The following is a 20,057-nucleotide window of genomic DNA, read 5'->3' as shown; positions in this document are numbered from 1 at the left end:
GGGTTCAGCTGCGCCGGGTGAGCACCTCGGTGATCGCGTTCTGTGCCTCGGGCGACGGCATCGGCATGGGTGTCGGCGTCACGGGGAACGTCACTGTCGAGGTTGCCGGCGGCAGCTGACCTGCGCCGCGGAAACCCAGTGAGGTGATGGTCGAGATCTGTTCGGGGTCGTGGACGTAGTCGATGAAGGCGCCGACGGCGTCTCGTTGTGCCGCGTCCACCTGATCACCGGTCATCTCGACCACCGGGAAGTCGGCCATAGGGGTCGGCCCGGACGGGAACAGTGCCACCACAGCAGAATTGGCGTCGTCCTTGGTGATCGCATACAGCTGCTGTTCGGTGACCGGTACGGCATGGATGCTGCCGGTCGCGGGATCGGCTTGCTGCTGCAGTGCCCGCACCCCGCTCTCGGACGATCCCAGATCCGTCGCCGGCGCTGAGGCGAGCATCGCGCGGAGCGTTGACGAGACAAGTGGGGAGGCAGCGTCTTCCGGAGACAACGGTCCGCTGGGTGTGCGCGACACCTCGGTGGCGATGGCCTGGGCCGCCAGCATCGTCGCGTCCGATTGCGGGCCTACGGGCATCGCCATCCTGAGTTCACCCCAGCCGCGGAGTCCGAGGTCATCCATCGCCTTGGCCGAGCGCTGCAGAGTCGGCAACTCGATCCAGCCGACATCGCCGTCCATGGCCTCGGCGGCTGCAGCCGGTATCGCCAGGACCACCGGACTGGTCACGAGTGACGACGGCAATCCGTCGACCACATCCGGCCGGGCCGCGATGAGTTGTGAACTCCACACCGACGACTGCGGAATCCACGCGGCCGGGAATTGGCCCCGCGACGCGGTGTCCCAGTCCCCGGTGAGACCGTCCAGTGTGACCTTGGCATCGCCTGGGCGAACCTCGATCGTGATGCAACGGTCGCGTTCGGTGGGACGCGTCTTGTTGTACTTGTCCGCGACGGCCTTGAGAGGAACCGCGAGACCGGGGTCGCTGACGATCGACACCGAGAGGTCGCCCTCGACGCAGCGAGCGGCCGCATCCTTGCCCTGCTCGTTGATCCGGTCGCCCAACAGAACCCATAGGAATCCGAGCGCGACGACGACGACCACTGCGACAGCCAGTACAAGAAGGCCGCGGCTGACACCGCGTCTGCCACCGGCCCTGCGATGCTCGCCCACGCACACCTCAATCCACGAAGTTCATGTCCACCGCAACCTACAGCTTCGGCGACTGGCTGGTCACAGCTCCACCGGGTTGCCGACTGACTTGTGCTGCGCATTCTATGCGGTCGTATCTCCTGGTGGTGGAGCCGCCCGCGCCGACGGCATCGGCACGAACCCAGGTCAGGACAGTGCGACGGTGCAGACGATCTTCTTGCGTTCGTCGTAGGTGTAGTAGGTCTCTGTCTGTGCTGGGCAGTCGGTCTCGTCCACGGTGTTGGGCAGGACCGCCAGGATGCGCTCGCCGGTGGACCCGGTACAGGGCACCTGGACGGTGCTGTCCGACGCGGTGCCCATCTCGAAGCACTTGCCGACAACCCAGTCGATGTCGAGGCAGAGCACCCCGGTCGTGGAGCCGTTCAGCTCTTCGTAATACGTCTGATCGACGTCCGACGGGCAGCTGTTCTCGTCGGCGACCTTCGCCACGACGGTGTAGTGAGAGTCGACGGCACCGCAGGTTGCTGGGGCGATCTCGGCGTCGAGCATCGTGCCGGTGAGGTTCACGCAGTCGCCGACCTTGGCGTCGATCTCGGTGATCTCACCGCTGTCCTCCGGTGTTGCAGAGGGAGACTCGGCCGTCTCCAAAGGGTCTGCGGAGGACGCCTGCGCAGAACTCGAAGCAGTTGTGGCCGTTCCGGTCTCGTCGCTGCTGCAGCCGACGGCCGACAAGGAGAGGGCGGCCGCGGCAACGGCGACCAGGGCGAATTTACGGACGTCAGAAAGCACGGTGCTCGACTTTCGGTGAGAAATGCCTTGTGGCCCGAGCACAGTGCCCGGGCCACAAGGAAATTATCAGACGACGACGCCCTGCGCCGCGCTTCGCAGGTCAGGCGTTGGCGGCCTTGAACTCGCGTCGACGCCGGTGCAGGATCGGCTCGGTGTAGCCGTTGGGTTGCCGGCCGCCTTCGAGGATGAGTTCTTTGGCGGCCTGGAAGGCGATGGAAGCCTCGAAGTCGGCGGCCATCGGCCGGTAGGTCGGGTCGCCGGCGTTCTGCTTGTCGACCACCGGTGCCATCCGCTCGAGAGCTGCGACGACGTCTGCTTCGGACACGATGCCATGGCGGAGCCAGTTGGCCAGTAGTTGGCTCGAGATCCGAAGTGTCGCACGGTCTTCCATCAACGCGACGTCGTGGATGTCGGGCACCTTGGAACAACCGACGCCGTGATCGATCCACCGCACCACGTAACCGAGGATGGACTGGCAGTTGTTGTCGAGTTCTTCACGCTTTTCCTCGTCGCTCCAGTCGGTGCGGGGAGCGAGGGGGATGGTGAGGATGTCCTCGACCGACGCCGGATCGCGTTTGGCGATCTCGTTCTGGCGTTCGAACACGTCGATCTGGTGGTAGTGCAGCGCGTGCAGGGTCGCGGCGGTGGGCGAGGGCACCCATGCGGTGTTCGCGCCGGCCTTGGGGTGACCGATCTTCTGCTCGAGCATGTCGGCCATCAGGTCGGGCATGGCCCACATGCCCTTGCCGATCTGCGCTTTGTGCTGCAGCCCCGCGTGCAGGCCGGTGTCGACGTTGAAGTCTTCGTAGGCCTTGATCCAGGTCTGCGCCTTCATCTCTGCCTTGCGGACGACGGCTCCGGCTTCCATCGAGGTGTGGATTTCGTCGCCGGTGCGGTCGAGGAAACCGGTGTTGATGAACACAACCCGGTCGGCAGCTGCTTTGATGCAGGCCTTGAGGTTCACCGTGGTGCGGCGTTCCTCGTCCATGATCCCGACCTTGAGCGTGCCGGTGGGCAACCCCAGGACCTGCTCGACCCGGCCGAACAACTCGACCGTGAAGGCGACCTCGTCCGGGCCGTGCATCTTCGGCTTCACGATGTAGATCGAACCGGTCCGCGAGTTCTGCAGCCCGTCGGCTTTGAGGCCGTGGCTACCGATCAACGAGGTGAACAGCGCATCGAGGATGCCCTCGGGGACCTCGCTGCCGTCGGCGGCGATGATCGCGTCGTTGGTCATCAGGTGACCGACGTTGCGCACGAACAGCAGCGACCGCCCGTGCAGGGTCAATTCCGACCCGTCAGGGGCGGTGTAGGTGCGGTCGGGATTGAGCACGCGGGTGAAGGTCTTACCGCCCTTGGTGACCTCTTCGGCCAGGTCGCCCTTGTTCAGGCCGAGCCAGTTGCGGTAGCCGGTGACCTTGTCCTCGGCGTCGACAGCGGCGACCGAATCCTCGAAGTCCATGATCGTGGTGACCGCGGACTCGACCAGCACATCTTTGACCCCGGCCGGGTCTGTCGACCCGATGGGGGAGTCCGCGTCGATCTGGATCTCCAGATGAAGTCCGTTGTGGCGCACCAGGATACCGCTGGGAGCAGCTGTGTCACCGGAGTATCCGGCGAACGCGGCGGGATCGGCGAAGCCGGTGGTGGAACCACCGGAGAGGGTGACCTGCACCTGCTGGTCGACGACGGCGTAACCGGTGGCGTCGGCGTGCTTGCCGGACTCCAGGGGTGCGGCCGTGTCGAGGAAATCCTTGGCGAACGCGATGACCTTGTCGCCGCGAACCTTGTTGTACGACTTGCCCTTCTCGGCGCCGTCGGACTCGGGGATGACGTCGGTCCCGTACAGCGCGTCGTAGAGCGATCCCCATCGGGCGTTCGACGCGTTCAGGGCAAACCGGGCGTTGAGGATGGGCACCACCAGCTGCGGTCCGGCGGTGCTGGTGATCTCGTCATCCACACCTGAGGTGGTGATCTGGAAATCGTCGGGGACCGGGGCGAGGTAACCGATGTCGGTCAGGAACGCCTTGTAGGCGTCGGAATCGAACGAAGCGGGGTCTGAGACCGGGTTGTCGCGGTGCCACTGGTCGACCTTGGCCTGAAGGTCGTCGCGGATGGCGAGCAGCTCACGGTTGCGTGGGGTGAGGTCGGTGATGACCGCCGCAGCACCTGCCCAGAACGCATCCTGGTCTACGCCGGTGCCGGGCAACGCCTCGTTGTTGATGAAGTCGTAAAGAACGGACGCAACCTGCAAGCCGCCGTCGACGGTGACGCGCTGAGCCATAACCGGCCTCACTTTCTTTCGATCCAGGTCAATTTCGACCTCTATGTTACTCATGGGTAGGAAGGGGCTCTTGGCCGGTCAGCAGCGCACTGCATCGGTCGATGAGCCGGGCACGGACGATCTGGGCGTGATGGGTCAGGACCGACTGCGCCCGGACGTATTCGCTACGCCCAGCTGCTTCTTCGATTGCGATGGGTTCGAATCCGAACGCCGCCAGGTCATAGGGACTTGCCCGCATGTCGAGCTCGCGGAAGCGCAGTGCCATCTCGAATGCATCCACGACGAGCTCGGAAGGTATCAGCGGCGACAGCTTGAACGCCCACTTGTACAGATCCATGCACAAGCAGCTAACACACATCGGAGGATTGAGCCATGAGAGAACAATACGACCCTGCTCGTCATTTGCGGGCTCTGTGCTGTGTCTGCGGATTGCTGCGCCACCTGAACCGCAAACGCTACAACGGAACACCGAGTGACTTCATGCCGACGAATGGATACTCGCCTACTGGCGATGTGCCGGCCGGGTGGGGCGACCTGCGAGGCCACTGGAGCCATCAGCAGCGGAAGCCTGCGCACCTGCGTTCGATGTCGTCGGTGTACGACCGGATGGTGTGTTTGGCCTCTTGCGACCAGTGTGGCGAACGCACCCGGCACGCGATGATCTTCTCCGAGACCTACCCCAATCGGGACCAACTTGAAGATGACATGCTCCACAACCGCCTCGGCAAACCGATTCTCTAGGTGATATCTACGACGACGTGATGGCCGTGCCGTGAGCCGGTCATCTCGGCGCGGGCGATGATCGGGCGTTCGCCGTCAGGTAGCTCGACCATCGAGCCGAGCGTAGGTGCGTCCTGCGGGCGGAAGTAGATCGTGCACGATGCGACTACTTCGTTTCCCTGGGCGTCTCTGACGATTCTGTTTTGAAACTGGATGCGGCAGGGCACGTCGGTCACTGGGTCTCCGAAGTTGTCGCCGTACGCGCCCGACCCGGTCAGAGGCCGGTAGGTCACCCGATGCGGTAGCAGCCGCTTGGCGATGGTGCTCATCGTGCGCGCCTGCGGTGCCGGTTGAGGATCGCCAACTCGGTCAGCGTCCACCCGTCGTTGACTTGCCGCTGCGCGTTGTAGTCGCCAATAGCCTCGGCGCGCAGGTTCTCGGGGTTGGCGGCGAGCCGGGCCGCCGAGGTGAGCACCACGGCCGCGAGGTCGGCGGATGGCTGGTCACCGGAGAATCCGCGATCGCGGGTGTAGGCGCGCACCTGGGCGGTGACAATCGGTAGCACCTGCTCGGCCAAGTCGACGAGGTCATCCTCATCGCCACGGCCGAGCAGGTTGGCCACGTCCTGCGGGGTCACTGTCATCAGATGGTGATGCCTGAGAGGACGACGACCGCCTCGGGGTTCAGTGGTGCGAGGTCGTAGCGGGCCACCACGCGGATGGCCTGCTGGTCATAGTCGCCGAAGGTCTGATCAAGGATCTTCACCGAGGGCGCCATGTCGCGGGCGACCGCGATCTGCGAGAAGTCGACCAGCGCGGCTCGGCCGGTCGGGGTGCCACCGGTGGTGTCCGGTACACGTGCGGTGACGATGACCGGGGAACCGAACAGGGTGAATCCGCCCGGTTGGGTGGGGTCGGGCTGAAGCTGGTAGCGGTTCTGGCCGTCTTTGAGCTTGCGGATCTTGATGAACTCCCGCGGGGTCATTACCCACTTGAGCGCAGCGAGGTTCACGTTGGCGGACAGCGCCTTACCCCAAGCATCGATCAGGGCGTCGAGTGTGATGGCCCCGACTGCGGCGACCGTCTGTGTACCGGCCCAACCGAACATGCCCTTAGGGGTGGTGATGCCATCGCCGGAGGCGGAGAAGAACTGGGTGTCCAGCTTGTCGGCGACATCCTTGACTAGCCGCTGTTGCAGGGCGGCGTCGAGGGCGACGACAGACTGCCGAGCCAGTTCGTTGCTGTAGCGGGTGAGGATCTTCACCGACTTCATGGTTGATGGGAGCAGTGTCACTTCATCGAACGATGCGTCCCGCTCGGGGATCTGTTCATTTTCACCGGTCCAGCCGGGGTCGGTGACGGGGCCGCCGAGCTTGGGAATGCGGATCTGGCTCGCGCTGTCGAAGACGCGGGGGCCGGCGGCGAGGAATTGGGACTGCGCTTCGAGGGGCTGGACAAGGATCGTCTGCACCTGTTCAGCGGTAAGTTCGCTTGCTGTGGTCGTGGAATTGGCCATTGTGAGTGCTCCAAACGTGAACGGAATGAACGGGTTTCACGTTGAGCGCCTGGCTCACTACGTACGAAGATGGCATCTGGCCTGCCACCAGTATCGCAGGTGGCAGGCCAGATGACAATCGTTGCCGTTAGTCCGAAACGGACTTGCGCGGATCGGCATTGCGCGGCGGGTGCTCAACAAGTGCACGGAACGCTTCGGCGTACCGCAAGGCGACGTCGTGGTGCGAACTCTCGACAACGCGGTCGAGCAACGCTTTCTGGGCGTCGATGTACGCCTGCCCGAGTCCGGTCGTGTCTGCCATGGCTATGCAGCCTTTCGTCAGGCTCGGGCGTTCAGCATCCCGAGCAGGTTTACCCCCGCCTCTGCGGAGCCACGTCCACCTTGCCCTACGTCACCGACAAACCGGCGCGCTTTAAGGTGCGGCTTTGCTTCGATCAGAGCGTCGACCGCGGCAGCCAATGCGTCGGGATCTTCGAGGTGTTCAGCATTGAACGGTAGGTCGGTCGGGTCAGCGAGCTTGCCGGTAGCGCGCACCAGTTCGGTGTGCAGGCGGGCGCCGAGGGTTTCGGCCGTCTTGGCTTCGGTGCGGTAGCGGGCGTTCTCCTGCCGCAGGTTCTCGACGTACTCGCGAGGGAAGGTGTCAGGTTCGTTCTCCTGCTCGTCGTTCCCGTTCTCGTTGCTCTCGGGTGGCTGCTGCTCTTCGGGCTGCTGCTGATCGGCGGGCGGCTGACTGCTCGGGGTCGGCGGCGTCGTTGGCTCGGCGGGTGGCTGCTGCTCGTTTTGCGTTGTCTCGGTTGCGGGCACTGGACTTCTCCTTTTGGTGTTCGTTTGCTGGTTTCTGTGTGCATGAGCACCCTTTGTGGGTCCACATTTCTTTGTCGATCGGCATGACTTGGCCGGCCAGGTTCTGGCAGGCGGGGCACGCGCCGGAGTTCGGGGCGCGGGTCCAGAACTTGACCTCGTGCGATTCGAGGCCGGACTTGTAGGCGTGCTGGGCGGTCTCCAACGTGCGACCACGAGCGCCGGTCTCGAGTGCGCGCTTGGGTTCCTCATCGGCCAAGGCGTCAACAATGATCTGCCGCAACAGATTTGGTGGCGGCTTCGGTGCCGGGATGCCCACCGGTAGCACCACCTCGGCTGTCATCACGGTCAGGGCCGCGACCACACCCGCGTCGGCGAGCGCGGCAGCCTTCGAGTCACCGACCGTCAGTGCCGTGGTCGCCAGGGCAACGAACATGTCTTCGGTGATCTCACCCGCGAGGAATCGGAGGTAGAGCGCCTGGACGGTCTCGTTGGTCGAGTTCGCGAGCGCAGCTACTTGCTCGGCGTAGGCGTTCACGGGGTCAGCGCCGTGATGTCAGTACCCGCCTTGTCGAGTGCTTCGAGCCGGGTCGCCGTGCGGATGTCGAGGATCTCGTCACCGGAGTAGCCGAGCCGGGACAGCGCGTAGGTGGCAGGCAGCAGACCAGCGGCGAACAACTTGGTGACGGCGTCGGCCTCCTGAGCGACACTGCGAGTGGCGGCGTCGGCCCACTGCACCCGGGGGCTGACATCCTCCACAGACCCACCGTCACGGACCGCGACAATCAAGCGGGCCACCTGCTCCCAGGACCGGCCGAACAATGCTTGCTTGGCCTCGGCCCGTGCGGTGAGCGATGCCTCGGCGGCGCGCAGCGCATCGGCTGACGACGGCGCCGATTGCAGGATGCCGGTGTAGTGCGCGGGCAGCGCAGACACGGCCATGATCTGAGACATGAGGATGTTCACGCTCGACTCGTAGGCGGCCAGGTCTGACCCTTCGAGCTGACCGAACTTCGCCTCGGATTCTTCGGCCAGAAGGAATCGGTTCTCTTCGGGGTAAGGATTGACCTCTTCGAAGATCGGTTCGCCGTCGTCGTCGAGCACGGGGTTACCGTCGTCGTCGAGCTTCTTCTCTTCGACCAACTCGACGCCGGTAGCCCAACGGCGCGGCCGGGCGAAGTACTCCGAACCGACCATCATGTCTGCAAGTACCTTGTTGAGGCCATCGACAAGAGGCAGCAGGTCAGCGATCTCCGAGACACCGCCGTCGAGGATGCGGTCGGAGTTAGTCAGGCGCACCACCGGGACGACACCGAGCGGGTTGTCGAGGACTTCGACCGTCTCATATCCGGCCGTTGTGGCGCCGGTCGTATTGGCGCGTAGGCGGGTGATCTTGTCCGCCTCGAATATCGTTGCCTCTGTTGTAGTTTCGGTGGTCCACCGCTTGCACGCCGCGACAGGCCGGCGAGTACCGGGATCGACAATCATCGACATCTGCCGCGCCGATTCGATGGACACCTGCGGGCGCCCCTGGGCGTCGGCCCACACCACCACATAGCTGCAACCGAGCAACAGGGCTTCACGGTGCGCGATGGGTGCGAGTTGGTCGAGGTCGTTGCGCAGCCAGTCGGCCCAGATGTCGACGTCAGTAAATCCAGTGATCCGTAGGCGCTCGGCAATCGAGGTCACCGCCAGCCGCGGAATGTTGCTCGACATCCGGCCGAACCGGTTGCCGAGTGCCTTTGCCGCCTCGGGTGCCAGGAACGCTAGGGGCTGTTCACCCCGGTAGTACCGGTCCAGCAGCTCGTAGCGCGCTACCGGTTCGTCAATGGCTTGCAAGAGGGTGGTGCGCAGGTCAGCGATCATTTGAAACTCCTTGCTCGTTTTTTCTTCTTGGATGCGCGCCAGACGGCGCGACTATGAGCCATGACCGCGCAGGCAGCCAGGTCGATTTTTCGGGCGGACCGTTGCCGCGAGCCCTTCGACAACCGGATGCCGCGGGCGTCCTCCACGATCACCGCGGCGTTGACATGCTCGGCCAACTGACGGTCACCGCTGTGGGTCATTCGGGCGTTGATAGCCGCGCTGTAGAGGTCGCCGGTCGCAGCCGTCAGACGGGCCGGCGAGTGCGGAAACTCCACCACGGGCAGCTTCTCTGATTCGAGGATCTGCAACGTGCGCGTCCACCGGAACGGGTCAGCAATGATCTCCACGACATTCCACTTGCGGCAGGCGAGGCGGATCTCCTGCTCGACCTCGGCCACCGGCACCCGATAGGTGTCGTCACCGTTCGGCCGCTGCCACACCCTCACCTTGTCCATATGAGGTTCCGTCGACACCGTCGCCACCAATAGCGCTGTCGAGTCATCGGAGAACGAACCATCGAGGGCAAGCACAACGTCAGTGCCCTTCGGTACCGGCTTGCCCGTGGCGAGCGCTTCCCATGCACCAGCGGGTAGGAATTGACCGGTGGTGTCGGAGACGAACTGACACAACCGAGCGCGCCGGAACGTAGCCTCACGGGTCTTCGGCGGCAGCAGAGCGACCAAAGCGTCACGGTGGAGAAAGTCATCGAGCGCCGGGTTGGCAAGCTCCCAGCAGTGCTGGCAGTCCACCGGATGATCCTCGAAACCTGCCGCGGAGAACTCCCGCCACACCAGTGACGTGTCGTTCGGGTGATCGTCGGCGTAGTCCCGAAGATCGCGCAACACCTGATTGTTCGGGTCCGGGCCGGGCGTCCCGATACACACCAGCGTCGAGCGCTCCCGCTTACCCTGCGCCAAGGTCAGCACCTCGTAGCTGTCCCGGTTCGCCACGCCCGCTTCATCGAGGATCGCGAGCGTGTAGTCGAGCCCTTCGAGCCGCTTCGCCTCGGCAGGCAGGCAATGGAAGTAGCTGTCCGTCGCCGGGATGTACAGACGCTCTTTGAAGATCTGGCACCGGGACGACAGTTCCTCGTCCAGCTCCACCATGCGCCGGGCGACGTTGAACACGATGCCGGCCTGCCGCTCATCCACCGCGACCACACACACCACCGCACCCTCACCACCATCGAAGAACTTGTAGAGCCCGTAGGCGGCTGTCAGCGACGACTTGCCCTGACCACGCGGCAGCATCCACCCCGCCGTCCTGGGTTGGACCTCGGCGTCCTCGACCGACCCGACCAGCTCACGTTGCCAATCACGCAGGCGCAGCGCCTTCAGCGCGCCCGTGCCCTTGGGTACCTTGATGAACTTCTCGCAGAACTTCTCGAACCGCTTCGACCCCGCGGACCGCGGCGCCCAGGGCAAGGGGCTGTCGTCCACCGCAGCCTTCGGACCCGCCCTCATGGTTGGATCACCCCATGGCATTCAGTGTTGTGTTCGCAAATAGCAAGGTCGTTACCTACGACGGCGACGACTCCTACAAGGTCACGGATTCCGGCGTCCTCAGGATCTACGTCGAGGGCCGCCTGACCGAGACCTATTCGCCCATCGGGTGGCTCCGCATCGGAGACCAGGATGCCCCGAAGCCCGGTGGCAACGTCTGGTAGGTACCCCCTGGGGGTGTGTAACGCCCTCCGAGGCTCCCCCCGTCCGGTCACGCCCCCCTCGGGAGGGGTGACCCCCCTGGTACGTCCGGGGCCGCGTTTGGAGTTGCAGGAGCGGCAGACGACTTCGACGTCGGTGATGCGGATGGGTTTGCCAGCGTCGTAGCGTGCCCATGCTTCGGGGGTGTGGTCCACGGTGAGGTCATCGCGGGTGCCGCAGTCGAGGCACCAGGGTTGCATCCGTCGTGCGCGCCGGGACAGCTTGGCCCACGGTGTGCCGTAGCCGCGCTGGGCGGTGGTGAGCTTGTGGTCGTCGGTGCGGTGCAGGGCTCGGTTGGCCGACGCGCAGTCTGCGCAGCGGGTGTCGGTGGTGGGTTCACCGCAGCGGATGCAGGGCTTAGCCATTGGTGTCTCCGTTGTCGGCGGCCATGGCGCGTAGCCACGCGGGTACGCGCTGGGCTGGGATGCCGAGGGTGCCGGCCAGGTGCAGTGACAGCGCGCTGGTGATGGAGCATCCTGCGATCCACATCTCGATCTGTTCTTCGGGTTCGAGTGAGCCGATGAGGTTGAGGGTGTCGTGTCGCCGTCCTTCGAGGACGAGGGCAGTGACAGCGAGGTAGGTGTCGATGCTGTCGCGAGAGGTGGTGTCGTGGTCAGTCATTGGTCTCGTCCTGCTCTCGTGCTGCGCGGTGCCATGCTCGGCTCTTGCGGGTGTACTCATCGAGCAGGCGGTCCATGAGGTCGAGTTCGTCTGGGGTCATGCGGTGTGCGCTGCGGCCGAGGGTGAGGAGGCGGGCGCGTGTTGCCTTGCGGCTGATGTCGAGCAGGCTGCTCATGGTTTGGTCTCCTTGTTGGCGTCGCGGATGGTGGCTTGGTAGTGGTCGAGGTAGGCGTGCAGGGTGTCTCGTTCGATGGGGGTCAGCTGACCTCTGCTGGCGCGGTGGGCCAGGGACCAGAGGCGGCGAGCGAGGCGGTTGGGGTCTTTCTGGCTCACGGTCAGTAGGCACCGCCGTCGGTTCCGTCGGTTCCGTCAGTCCCGTCGGTTTCTGAGAGAGGGGGTAGACCTAACCGACGCCAGACCGGTTGCAGGCTGGAGAGGCGGTATCCGCGAGGGCCATCACCGAGCCGTTCGGAATTGAGCTTGAACGACTGGACCATCATTCGGCCCATGCGCTGAACGGTGAGCGCCTTGCCGTAGTTGGAACTCAGTCCCCAGTAGTCGGGGTTGTGGGTGATGAGCTTGGAGACGATGGTTTTCGAGGGGGTGTGGATCTCGTTTTCGCCCCATGTTGTCCTTATGTCTTTTATAAGAACCATCGCGGCGGGTTCTCGCATGAGTCCGTCCTCGCGTTCGGACCTGTCTTCTTCGAGGCTGCGCTCGATGAGGTTGTCGACGATCTTGGGCCAGGTGCCGCCCGCTACGTCGGCAACGCGCTTGAGAGGGCGCCACCGTTCCTTTGACCGTCCGATGCATCCCTCGGGGAGGGTGGGCCGGGATAGACGGATGTTGTCGCGGTTGAGTTCGGCCCAGATGTGGAGCTGGTCGCGGATGGCGTGCGCCTCCGGTTCGATGTCCTCCCAATCGGAGTCTTCGACGATTCCGTGTAGGTCCCGCATCAAGAGCACGCGAACGCAGCGTGACCGTGTGTCGTCTGGTAGATCGGGCGCGTTGCCGGCCATCACGACGGGGCTGTAGGTGGGCATTTCGTTCACGTTCCAGCCGCCACCCTTGTTGGGCACTAGGACCGGCCGGGTTGCGCCCTTGCGGTAACCGGAGTTGATAATCGCGATCAGATCTTCGACGCCGGGCTTATTGGGTGCCAGCGACCGGTCCACCTCATCGATGCAAATGGTTCGGATGCCCTTCTCGATGAGCCTGACGAGCAAGGCCGGAGAGGACAGCGAAGCCGCTTGGATCGGATTGTGCGCAAGGCGTGAGATGTGATCCAGCACAGTGGTTTTGCCCGCGCTCGGCATCGGTGAGTCGAGGATGAGACGGGGGCTGGTGTAGGTCTCGTTCGCGACGTGGGTGTGTGCGATCCACAGCGCCAGGAGGTCGGCGTCGTGCTCGTTGGTGAAGCAGATGAACCGGTCGAGCCATGCCCGTACGTCGGTTAGAAGTTCCGAACCGACGGGGTGCCGGTTTGAACCGACGGAACCGGTTGAACCGACGGAACCGACGGGAGAGGTTTCAGTCATCAGGCACCACCAGTCCGGTCGGGCAGGGGGTTGTGATCGCTCGGGAAGCCGTTGCGGCTGGCGATCTCGGAGAGCAGGCGTCGGTCGTCCCCACCCCTTCGCCACAGAATGCGGGCCGCTTCGGGCGACACAACCGGGCAGATGCCAACCCCCAGTAGGTGTTGTGCTGCGTCGCGGATTGCGTCGAGGCGGTGATTGGTCAGCGGTCGGGGTTCGTCGAGGCACCGGCACAGCCAAGGGTCTGCGCAGCCGCATTCGAGGACACCCCGTGATGCTGCGAGGAAACGTCGGTGTAGGGCGGTAGGATGCGAATAGACGTTGTGATGGATGTCGGCTTGTTGCTCGCCCTCGGTTGCCCGACCGGGGGCGGCGCCATTTCCGGGGCTCAAGAGACGCCAACCTGTAGAAGCGTGGCGATACGGTCGCGCTGTTCTGGTGTCAGCGGTGGCGCGTCGGCCAAGACCTTTTGCACATGTGCTTCGAGCTTTGCGGCTCGGAGGTCTCGCCGGGCATCGACAAGTTCGGGGTCGTCGGAGGCTCGGTCACGGGAGAGGCCGGCAACTTTAGCGCGATAGGTGAACGTAGGCGAGGACACGGGGCAGGCTCCTGTAAAAACAAGAACGCCGAGCATCAGAAAAGGCCATCTGGACCTTGTCTGCGCTCGGCTCCCGTGCGGGGCTCTCCATCTTCAACCGTGCGGTTGTTGATGAAAATGGACTCGCCGTTAATCGAGACCTTCAGGACGCGCCATGCGGCTCGAACCCAATCTGTGCACGGAAGCCGTTTCTAGCTCGGCTTGCGGAACCAGATTGATGCTCGGTCCATCTCCCTCGGTTAGCTTTCGACATTCAAAACTGTCATAGACACCTTAGCAGCGTGGTGCGGGATCTTCACTCGACACGCCGCCGATGCTCTTCCATTCGGTCTTTACGGTAGCGGGATCGAACCGGTGGCCGCGGCCGGTGGGCATCACGGTCACCGTCAGTAGTGCGTCGATGATGGCGCGGCGCCGGTCGAGGGGGAGTGCAGCGAAGCGTTCCGCCACATCGCTGACACCGATAATGCCATCGAATATGCGCGCCCGGTTCGCGCTCAACATTTCCGATTCCGCCTGCGCGAGTTGATTTTTGATGCGTGCCGTTGCGGTGCGTAATTGCGAGGCGGTGAGTTCGCCGTCTGCGAAGTCGGTAGCGATCGAGTCGAGCCGGGCGCGAAGTGTCGCGGCCCGGTCACGTAGCTCACCGATGTTCTCTCGTTTCTCGTCGATTGCTAGTTCTATGGCGTCGGGCTGGGACAGCCTGCCGACGACGACGGCGACCACCACCTCGTCGACGTACCGCTGGTTTCGGGAGAGTCGCAGACACGCCTTGCACCGATAGACAGTTTGTCTTGTGCTCTGGGCGATACCGGAACCGAGCGGGGATTGGCAGACACCGCACAGCGCAAGACCCGTCAGTAGGTGTTTGCGACCGCGGGTGGCGCCACTTCGGCGGCCAGGATCGAGCAGCATCGTGTTCACCGAGCGCCAGACATCTTCGGGGACGATGGCGGGCCAGGACGCGGAGCCGACGATCTCACCGTTGTAGGACCGCAAACCCGCGTACCGGGGATTGAGTAGCAGTTGCCGCACCTGCGCGCTACGCCATTTGTTGCCTTTTGTGGTGGCTATCTGGGCGTCGTTCCATTTGGTGGCAATCGAGCCGAGCGAGGCGCCAGCGAGGACAGCGCGGTAGGCATCGCGCACCGCGTTGGATTCGGTGTCGATAAGTTGGTCGTTTTTCTCTGTGTAGCCGAAGGCGCGTGGTCCCCACGCTTTACCGGATTCTGCACGCTGTAGTCCTGCCCGTTTCTGCCGGGCTGATTTTCGTTCGACTTCGGCGCGGGCGACGGCGCCCTTGATGCGGGCGAACAGACGGCCATTGTCTGTCGAGAGGTCGGCGTCACCACCCACGGTCGCTAATGCAATGCCCTTCTCGTCGGCCAGAATGATGAAGTGTTCGAGTTCGACCGGGCGGCGGTGTAGGCGGTCTAGGTCCCAGGCGACGACGGCGTCGACATTGCCGGCACGGATGTCATCAAGCATCCGTTCGTAGGAGGGGCGGCGGCCCACACTGGCAGAGGTGTCGTTGTCGACGTACTCGACCGAGGTCCACCCTCGGGTAGAGCAGAGCTTTAGGCAGTCGTCGCGTTGACGCGCAACTGCGAGGCCGTCGCCATGACGGTCGAGGGATTGTCGGAGGTAGACGGCTGCTCGCACGAGATGTATCTTAGCGGCATAAGCAGCTCCATTCCGGCATGGATGCACCCTGGTTGTTCTGCGTCCTGTTGAGTCGTCCGGTCGAGCACCGTCAGGTTCAGTGGCCGAGCGGGTTCGGTGAAGAAGCGGTACGCGTCGTAGTGGGTGCATCGAAGCGGCAGGGAACGGACCACTGCGTCGGTGTCGGCGGATGACAGTCGCAGGGGAACGCCCGCGTGCCTGATCTGCTCGGAGGGGGCGGCGAACACCATCGCCCACTCGTGCAGACCGAAGCAGTTCAGCCGAGCGGGGCGTTCGCGGGTTGCCGACAGCAGGTCGTGCACGTACTCGACGGTCTCGCGTCGCTTGGCGAGGTGGCGTGGATCCACGGTGACCACCCCGTCGACCTCTGCGTATCCGGAGTAGTCGAGGTAGCGGCGAGCGGCGGAACCGCTGATCGGGTGTCCGAAACCGGGGTGCCAGCGGCGCAATTGTGCGGGGCGATAGCTGTAGTAGGTGAACAAAAATCCCCACACGGGATGAAGGACCTCGCCCCCGGTGGCGGCGTGAAGTCGTGCCGGGTGCCGGCTCAGCAGAGAGTCGACCCGCTCACGATGTGCCTGTGCGGCGGCCTGCCAGTCCTGGACAGGGGACTGAACGGCCACGAACCCATTCACACGCGGTGCGTTTCGTCGCGCACCGTTCCCACGAACTCCTCGACGAGATCCTCCAGGGCAACCACCGCAACCGTGCGACCGTTGTCGTCGACCACGGCGGCGAGATGTGAACTGGTGCGCCGCATGGCCGAGGTGGCCTCGTCGAGCGCTGTGCGGTCCGCCAGGACCGGGAGGGGATGGATCTTGTCGACACCGATGATGCTGTCGGGACCCACCGATTCGTCGAGGATCTCGTCGAGGACATCCTTGAGGTGCAGGTAACCGGTGTAGGTGCCGTCGGTGCCGCGCACCGGGTAGCGCGAGAATCCGGTGTCGGTGACTGCTTGCTCGATCGAGCCGAGAGTTGGCCCGACACGGCCGGTCTCGGCGTCCTTGGTCACCTGCACACTGCGCAGTTCGCTGAGCGGGATCGCCACTTCGAGCACCGTGCGGCCAGAGGTCTGGAGTGCGCGCGTGAGCCGGTCGTGCTCTTCCTCGTCGATGAGGCCCTCTTGCCTCGACTCGCCCAACATCTGCGACAGCTCGTTGGCCGAGACGGTCGCGTCGAGTTCGTCCTTCGGCTCCACCCGCATGATGCGTAGGGAAACATTCGCCGACCAGTTGTAGAACGCGATCAGCGGCCTGGCGATCTTGATGAACAGCAGGTGCACCGGCACCAGGAGCATCGCCGAACGTTCGGGGCGGCAAGCGCGATGTTCTTCGGGACCATCTCGCCGAGGAGGATGTGCAGGACGACCACCAGCGACAACGCGAGCGCGAAGGCGATCGGGTGCAGAAGGCCGTGCGGTACGTGGACGAGTTCCAATGGCTTCTCGATGAGGTGGGCGATCGCCGGTTCACCGACCCGTCCGAGCAGGATCGAACAGATCGTGATGCCCAGCTGGGCTGCGGCCAACATCAGCGACAGATGTTCGCCTGCCTCGATGACCGTGCGCGCCCGGCGCTTGCCTTGCTCCTCGAGTGCCTCGAGGCGGTCACGACGAGCCGAGATCAGTGAGAACTCGGCGGCGACGAAAAAGGCGTTGCCGCCCAGGAGGAACACCGTCAGGACAACACCGAAGAGATCACCCATCGGAATGCTCCACATCTGACCCGGACAACGGCGTCAACGCGACGACGTCGATCCGGCGACCTTCCATCCGGACCACGCGCGCCTGCCACCGTTGATCAGACTGCGTCAGCGACGAATCCTCGTCGTCCTCGGAAGCGGTTGTATGGACGGGGAGATCGATCACGTCACCTTCTCTGGCGATACGGCCGAGCTGGAACATCAACAGCCCGCCCAGGGTGTCGTATTGGCCGTCCGGTGCCCGGTATCCGATCGCATCCAGCAACTCGTCGATTCGCAGCAGGCCGTTGCAGATGTATCCGTCCCCATCCCGCTGGACGTCGGCTTGCTCGTCGTCGTGTTCGTCGGTGACGTCGCCGACGATCTCTTCGATCAGGTCTTCGGTGGTGACGATGCCGGCTGTGCCGCCGTATTCATCGACGACCACGGCCACCTGGAATCCGTCTGCCCGGATCTGCTGCATCAATGCGTCACCGTCGAGACTTGCCGGAACCACGGGGACGTCCCGCGCGAGGGTGCCCAGTTGCGTGGTGGCGCGCGCGGTCAGAGGGACGGTGAACGCCTGCTTGATGTGGACGATGCCGATGATGTTGTCGAGGTCGCCGCCATCGAGGATCGGGAATCGGGAGTAGCCCGTCCGGGATGAGGCGAGGATCAGATCACGAACGGTGTCGTGAATGTCGAGGGACTCCACGGTCACCCGCGGGGTCATCAGTTCCTCGGCCGTACGTTCGCCGAACTGCAGGGAGCGGTCGACGAGAGCAGCGGTGCCGGGGTCCAGGGCGCCTTGCCGGGCCGAATTGCGAACCAGGCTGCCGAGTTCCTGGGGGGAACGCGCCGACCGTAGTTCCTCGGCGGGCTCGACGCCGAGGCGCCTGACCACCCAGTTCGCGGTGCCGTTGAGAGCGTTGATCAGCCACCGGAAGGTTGCCGAGAACAAACTCATCGGGCCGGCGGTGGCCCGGGCTGTGGGCAGTGGCTTGGAGATCGCCAGGTTCTTCGGGATCAACTCACCCAGAACCATCGACAACGACGTGGCGATGACAAGGGCGAGGATGAGCGAGACAGCCGTTGTCGCGCCGTCCGGGAGCCCTACCGCTTCGAAGGCCGGCTCGAAGAGCTGGGCCAAGACCGGCTCGGCGATGTAACCGGTGACAAGCGTGGTGATCGTGATGCCGAGTTGGGCACCGGACAGCTGGAACGAGAGCGACCGGTGGGCCTTGCTGACCTGCCTCGACCGAAGGTCACCCCGAGTCCGTACGTCGTTCTCGACCGTGGACCGTTCAAGAGCGGTCAGCGAGAACTCGGCCGCGACGAACAGAGCCGTTCCCAAGGTCAGTGCGACGAAGCCGAGAAGGCTGCCGGCCAGGATGAGCGCTTGCATCAACGATCACCACGGCCGTCTACGGGTTCCGATGACACAGCGAGGCGGAATTCGCGCGGTGACGTTCGTGACACGAGAACTTCGCTCCGCTCCTGGTGGAGGCGCAACAATCCAGCCTCCAGATGTAGGGCAGTGAAAGGTGATGCCGGAATATCAACGATCTTAACGGGTCACCAACCCGTCGGTAATGGCCGTCCCTCCGCGAAGCCCGCTGCCGACTGCACCCCCAGGACAGCTTTGTCGTGCAATTCGTCGAGCGAACGCGCGCCCGCGTACGTCGCCGTCGAGCGAACTCCCGCGCAGATGTGGTCGATGAGGTCTTCGACGCCGGGCCGCTCGGGGTCCAGGGCGATCCGCGAGCTCGAGATCCCTTCCTCGAACAGCGCCTTGCGTGCGCGGTCGAACGCGCTGTCGGTGGCTGTCCGTGCCGCGACCGCTCGTTTGGAGGCCATGCCGAAGCTCTCCTTGTACGGTCTGCCGTCGCGGTCCCACTTCAGGTCACCCGGACTCTCGTACGTTCCGGCGAACCAGGAACCGATCATCACGTTCGACGCGCCCGCGGCAACGGCCAGAGCCACGTCACGGGGATGCCTCACTCCACCGTCTGCCCAGACGTGGGCGCCCGAACCTCTTGCCGCCGAGGCGCATTCGGCGACAGCAGAGAACTGAGGCCGACCCACGCCGGTCATCATCCGAGTGGTGCACATGGCGCCCGGCCCCACCCCGACCTTGACGATCGACGCACCCGCGGAGATCAGGTCCTTGGTGCCCTGCGCCGAGACCACGTTGCCGGCGCACAGGGGCACGCCGAGATCGGCGTCGGCGATCTGCCCCAGCACCGCCAGCATGCGTTCTTGGTGACCGTGCGCGGTGTCGACGACGAGCAGATCGGCACCGGCCTCGACCAGCGCAGTCGCCCTGGCCGTCACGTCGCCGTTGATGCCCACCGCAGCGGCGACGCGTAGTCGCCCCGCGCCATCGACATTGGGTTGGTAGATGCCCGCGCGCAGAGCACCCACGCGGGTCAACACTCCCGCGAGGCTTCCGTCCGGCTCGGTGAGTACGGCCAGGTCGGTGTGGGCTCCCTCGAGCAGCTCGAAGATCTCTCGCGGCGGGGTTCCCGCGGGGGCGGTGACGAAGTCGGGATCGAGCACTTCGGTGAGCCGCGCGAACCGGTCCACGTCGACGCAGGCCCGCTCGGTCACCACTCCGATGGGCGTCGCCGCATCGGTGTCGAGGACGACCACCGCGCCGTGGGCACGCTTGGGCAGAAGCGCCAGGGCATCTGAAACAGCTGCGTCGCCATCGAGGACCACAGGGGTGTCGGCGACCAGGCGCCGTCCCTTGACGAACGAGATCATGTCGGCGGCCGCGCTGATGGGAAGGTCCTGCGGTAGCACCACGAGTCCACCACGCCGCGCCACGGTCTCGGCCATCCGCCGTCCTGCGACAGCGGTCATGTTGGCGACGACCAGGGGAATGGTGGTTCCCGAGCCGTCCGAGGTGGACAGATCGACATCGAATCGAGAGGTGACGTCGGTTCGACCGGGGACGAGGAAGACGTCGTCGTAGGTCAGGTCATGGCTCGGGAAATGCTCGTCAAGGAAGCGCACGTGAGGCAATTCTACCCGCGAAGCCCGAAAGCCCCGACCTTGTGCCGTTGTGACAGACCAACCTGCAGGTGGGAGGTGTCACAGC

The 20,057-nt window shown here is 64.5% G+C and carries 22 protein-coding genes and 1 pseudogene; 2 read left to right on the top strand and 21 right to left on the bottom strand.

Features of this window, described 5'->3' with window-relative positions:
- Positions 1 to 4 precede the first annotated feature (4 nt).
- The 4 genes from MVA47_RS17890 to MVA47_RS17875 all read right to left on the bottom strand — a co-directional run bounded on the left by MVA47_RS17890 (position 5) and on the right by MVA47_RS17875 (position 4,566).
- A complete protein-coding gene (locus tag MVA47_RS17890; RefSeq protein WP_247209037.1) occupies positions 5 to 1,177 on the bottom strand; it encodes a substrate-binding domain-containing protein in 1,173 nt (390 codons plus the stop codon).
- 165 nt (positions 1,178 to 1,342) lie between these two features.
- Positions 1,343 to 1,945 carry a hypothetical protein gene (locus MVA47_RS17885; RefSeq protein ID WP_247209035.1) on the bottom strand — a complete coding sequence of 201 codons (603 nt, stop codon included), beginning with the start codon at positions 1,943 to 1,945 and terminating at the stop codon, positions 1,343 to 1,345.
- Positions 1,946 to 2,045: 100 nt separating this feature from the next.
- Positions 2,046 to 4,229, bottom strand: coding sequence for a malate synthase G (locus MVA47_RS17880; RefSeq protein ID WP_247209033.1), 2,184 nt, complete (start codon positions 4,227 to 4,229; stop codon positions 2,046 to 2,048).
- Between the two features lie 46 nt (positions 4,230 to 4,275).
- A complete protein-coding gene (locus MVA47_RS17875; protein ID WP_374474249.1) occupies positions 4,276 to 4,566 on the bottom strand; it encodes a hypothetical protein in 291 nt (96 codons plus the stop codon).
- Positions 4,567 to 4,601: 35 nt separating this feature from the next.
- Here MVA47_RS17875 and MVA47_RS17870 point away from each other — a divergent pair, with 35 nt between their 5' ends.
- Positions 4,602 to 4,970 (top strand): hypothetical protein, encoded by a 369-nt coding sequence (locus MVA47_RS17870; RefSeq protein ID WP_247209032.1) that lies wholly within the window; start codon positions 4,602 to 4,604, stop codon positions 4,968 to 4,970.
- Here MVA47_RS17870 and MVA47_RS17865 read toward each other — a convergent pair.
- The 8 genes from MVA47_RS17865 to MVA47_RS17830 form a co-directional block, all read right to left on the bottom strand.
- Positions 4,967 to 5,278, bottom strand: coding sequence for a hypothetical protein (locus MVA47_RS17865; RefSeq protein WP_247209030.1), 312 nt, complete (start codon positions 5,276 to 5,278; stop codon positions 4,967 to 4,969). The genes MVA47_RS17870 and MVA47_RS17865 overlap by 4 nt on opposite strands.
- Complete coding sequence (locus tag MVA47_RS17860; protein WP_247209029.1) at positions 5,275 to 5,592, bottom strand: hypothetical protein; 318 nt, start codon at positions 5,590 to 5,592, stop codon at positions 5,275 to 5,277. Before MVA47_RS17860 ends, MVA47_RS17865 begins: the two co-directional genes overlap by 4 nt.
- Positions 5,592 to 6,464, bottom strand: a complete 873-nt coding sequence (locus tag MVA47_RS17855; protein ID WP_247209027.1) for a phage major capsid protein — start codon at positions 6,462 to 6,464, stop codon at positions 5,592 to 5,594. Before MVA47_RS17855 ends, MVA47_RS17860 begins: the two co-directional genes overlap by 1 nt.
- A gap of 127 nt (positions 6,465 to 6,591) precedes the next feature.
- Complete coding sequence (locus tag MVA47_RS17850) at positions 6,592 to 6,765, bottom strand: hypothetical protein (protein WP_247209026.1); 174 nt, start codon at positions 6,763 to 6,765, stop codon at positions 6,592 to 6,594.
- Between the two features lie 17 nt (positions 6,766 to 6,782).
- Positions 6,783 to 6,998, bottom strand: coding sequence for a hypothetical protein (locus MVA47_RS27080; RefSeq protein WP_308280567.1), 216 nt, complete (start codon positions 6,996 to 6,998; stop codon positions 6,783 to 6,785).
- A 106-nt stretch (positions 6,999 to 7,104) separates the two neighbouring features.
- On the bottom strand, positions 7,105 to 7,803 hold the full coding sequence (locus MVA47_RS17840; RefSeq protein WP_247211087.1) for a hypothetical protein: 699 nt from the start codon (positions 7,801 to 7,803) through the stop codon (positions 7,105 to 7,107).
- Positions 7,800 to 9,131 (bottom strand): phage portal protein, encoded by a 1,332-nt coding sequence (locus MVA47_RS17835; protein ID WP_247209024.1) that lies wholly within the window; start codon positions 9,129 to 9,131, stop codon positions 7,800 to 7,802. The genes MVA47_RS17840 and MVA47_RS17835 overlap by 4 nt, the downstream gene beginning before the upstream one ends.
- On the bottom strand, positions 9,128 to 10,594 hold the full coding sequence (locus MVA47_RS17830; protein WP_247209022.1) for a terminase large subunit domain-containing protein: 1,467 nt from the start codon (positions 10,592 to 10,594) through the stop codon (positions 9,128 to 9,130). The genes MVA47_RS17835 and MVA47_RS17830 overlap by 4 nt, the downstream gene beginning before the upstream one ends.
- A 14-nt stretch (positions 10,595 to 10,608) precedes the next feature.
- Between MVA47_RS17830 and MVA47_RS17825 the strand changes: the two genes are divergently transcribed.
- A complete protein-coding gene (locus MVA47_RS17825; RefSeq protein ID WP_247209021.1) occupies positions 10,609 to 10,797 on the top strand; it encodes a hypothetical protein in 189 nt (62 codons plus the stop codon).
- A gap of 394 nt (positions 10,798 to 11,191) precedes the next feature.
- On the opposite strand, the gene MVA47_RS17820 is transcribed toward MVA47_RS17825, so the two are convergent.
- From MVA47_RS17820 to MVA47_RS17780, 9 genes and pseudogenes are all read right to left on the bottom strand, one after another.
- On the bottom strand, positions 11,192 to 11,455 hold the full coding sequence (locus MVA47_RS17820) for a hypothetical protein (RefSeq protein ID WP_247209019.1): 264 nt from the start codon (positions 11,453 to 11,455) through the stop codon (positions 11,192 to 11,194).
- Positions 11,448 to 11,630, bottom strand: a complete 183-nt coding sequence (locus MVA47_RS17815; RefSeq protein WP_247209018.1) for a hypothetical protein — start codon at positions 11,628 to 11,630, stop codon at positions 11,448 to 11,450. The genes MVA47_RS17820 and MVA47_RS17815 overlap by 8 nt, the downstream gene beginning before the upstream one ends.
- The gene (locus MVA47_RS17810) at positions 11,627 to 11,788 is read right to left on the bottom strand and encodes a hypothetical protein (RefSeq protein ID WP_247209016.1); all 162 of its coding nucleotides are present in this window, start codon (positions 11,786 to 11,788) and stop codon (positions 11,627 to 11,629) included. Before MVA47_RS17810 ends, MVA47_RS17815 begins: the two co-directional genes overlap by 4 nt.
- A gap of 2 nt (positions 11,789 to 11,790) precedes the next feature.
- Positions 11,791 to 12,993 (bottom strand): DUF3631 domain-containing protein, encoded by a 1,203-nt coding sequence (locus MVA47_RS17805; RefSeq protein ID WP_247209014.1) that lies wholly within the window; start codon positions 12,991 to 12,993, stop codon positions 11,791 to 11,793.
- Positions 12,994 to 13,861: 868 nt separating this feature from the next.
- Positions 13,862 to 15,250 (bottom strand): recombinase family protein, encoded by a 1,389-nt coding sequence (locus tag MVA47_RS17800; protein WP_247209012.1) that lies wholly within the window; start codon positions 15,248 to 15,250, stop codon positions 13,862 to 13,864.
- A complete protein-coding gene (locus MVA47_RS17795; protein WP_247209008.1) occupies positions 15,166 to 15,894 on the bottom strand; it encodes a hypothetical protein in 729 nt (242 codons plus the stop codon). The genes MVA47_RS17800 and MVA47_RS17795 overlap by 85 nt, the downstream gene beginning before the upstream one ends.
- Before the next feature lie 8 nt (positions 15,895 to 15,902).
- Positions 15,903 to 16,978: pseudogene (locus tag MVA47_RS17790) on the bottom strand (hemolysin family protein).
- Entirely contained in the window at positions 16,971 to 18,359 is a 1,389-nt protein-coding gene (locus MVA47_RS17785; protein WP_247209006.1) for a hemolysin family protein, read from the bottom strand. Before MVA47_RS17785 ends, MVA47_RS17790 begins: the two are co-directional and overlap by 8 nt.
- 170 nt (positions 18,360 to 18,529) lie before the next feature.
- On the bottom strand, positions 18,530 to 19,972 hold the full coding sequence (locus MVA47_RS17780; protein ID WP_247209004.1) for a GuaB1 family IMP dehydrogenase-related protein: 1,443 nt from the start codon (positions 19,970 to 19,972) through the stop codon (positions 18,530 to 18,532).
- Between the last annotated feature and the right edge of the window lie 85 nt (positions 19,973 to 20,057).

The organism is Williamsia sp. DF01-3, from assembly GCF_023051145.1.
Taxonomy (GTDB): Bacteria; Actinomycetota; Actinomycetes; order Mycobacteriales; family Mycobacteriaceae; genus Williamsia.
Note: the sequence above shows the minus strand (reverse complement) of the source record. Positions and strands in the feature narration are given on the sequence as shown.

Bases quoted from the DNA above. Each gene is read 5' to 3' on its own strand.
- MVA47_RS17860 (WP_247209029.1), bottom strand. From the start codon at position 5,592: ATGACAGTGACCCCGCAGGACGTGGCCAACCTGCTCGGCCGTGGCGAT.
- MVA47_RS17830 (WP_247209022.1), bottom strand. From the start codon at position 10,594: ATGAGGGCGGGTCCGAAGGCTGCGGTGGACGACAGCCCCTTGCCCTGG.
- MVA47_RS17880 (WP_247209033.1), bottom strand. From the start codon at position 4,229: ATGGCTCAGCGCGTCACCGTCGACGGCGGCTTGCAGGTTGCGTCCGTT.
- MVA47_RS17820 (WP_247209019.1), bottom strand. From the start codon at position 11,455: ATGACTGACCACGACACCACCTCTCGCGACAGCATCGACACCTACCTC.
- MVA47_RS17815 (WP_247209018.1), bottom strand. From the start codon at position 11,630: ATGAGCAGCCTGCTCGACATCAGCCGCAAGGCAACACGCGCCCGCCTC.
- MVA47_RS17855 (WP_247209027.1), bottom strand. From the start codon at position 6,464: ATGGCCAATTCCACGACCACAGCAAGCGAACTTACCGCTGAACAGGTG.
- MVA47_RS17875 (WP_374474249.1), bottom strand. From the start codon at position 4,566: ATGGATCTGTACAAGTGGGCGTTCAAGCTGTCGCCGCTGATACCTTCC.
- MVA47_RS17805 (WP_247209014.1), bottom strand. From the start codon at position 12,993: ATGACTGAAACCTCTCCCGTCGGTTCCGTCGGTTCAACCGGTTCCGTC.
- MVA47_RS17865 (WP_247209030.1), bottom strand. From the start codon at position 5,278: ATGAGCACCATCGCCAAGCGGCTGCTACCGCATCGGGTGACCTACCGG.
- MVA47_RS17870 (WP_247209032.1), top strand. From the start codon at position 4,602: ATGAGAGAACAATACGACCCTGCTCGTCATTTGCGGGCTCTGTGCTGT.
- MVA47_RS17785 (WP_247209006.1), bottom strand. From the start codon at position 18,359: ATGCAAGCGCTCATCCTGGCCGGCAGCCTTCTCGGCTTCGTCGCACTG.
- MVA47_RS17825 (WP_247209021.1), top strand. From the start codon at position 10,609: ATGGCATTCAGTGTTGTGTTCGCAAATAGCAAGGTCGTTACCTACGAC.
- MVA47_RS17850 (WP_247209026.1), bottom strand. From the start codon at position 6,765: ATGGCAGACACGACCGGACTCGGGCAGGCGTACATCGACGCCCAGAAA.
- MVA47_RS17835 (WP_247209024.1), bottom strand. From the start codon at position 9,131: ATGATCGCTGACCTGCGCACCACCCTCTTGCAAGCCATTGACGAACCG.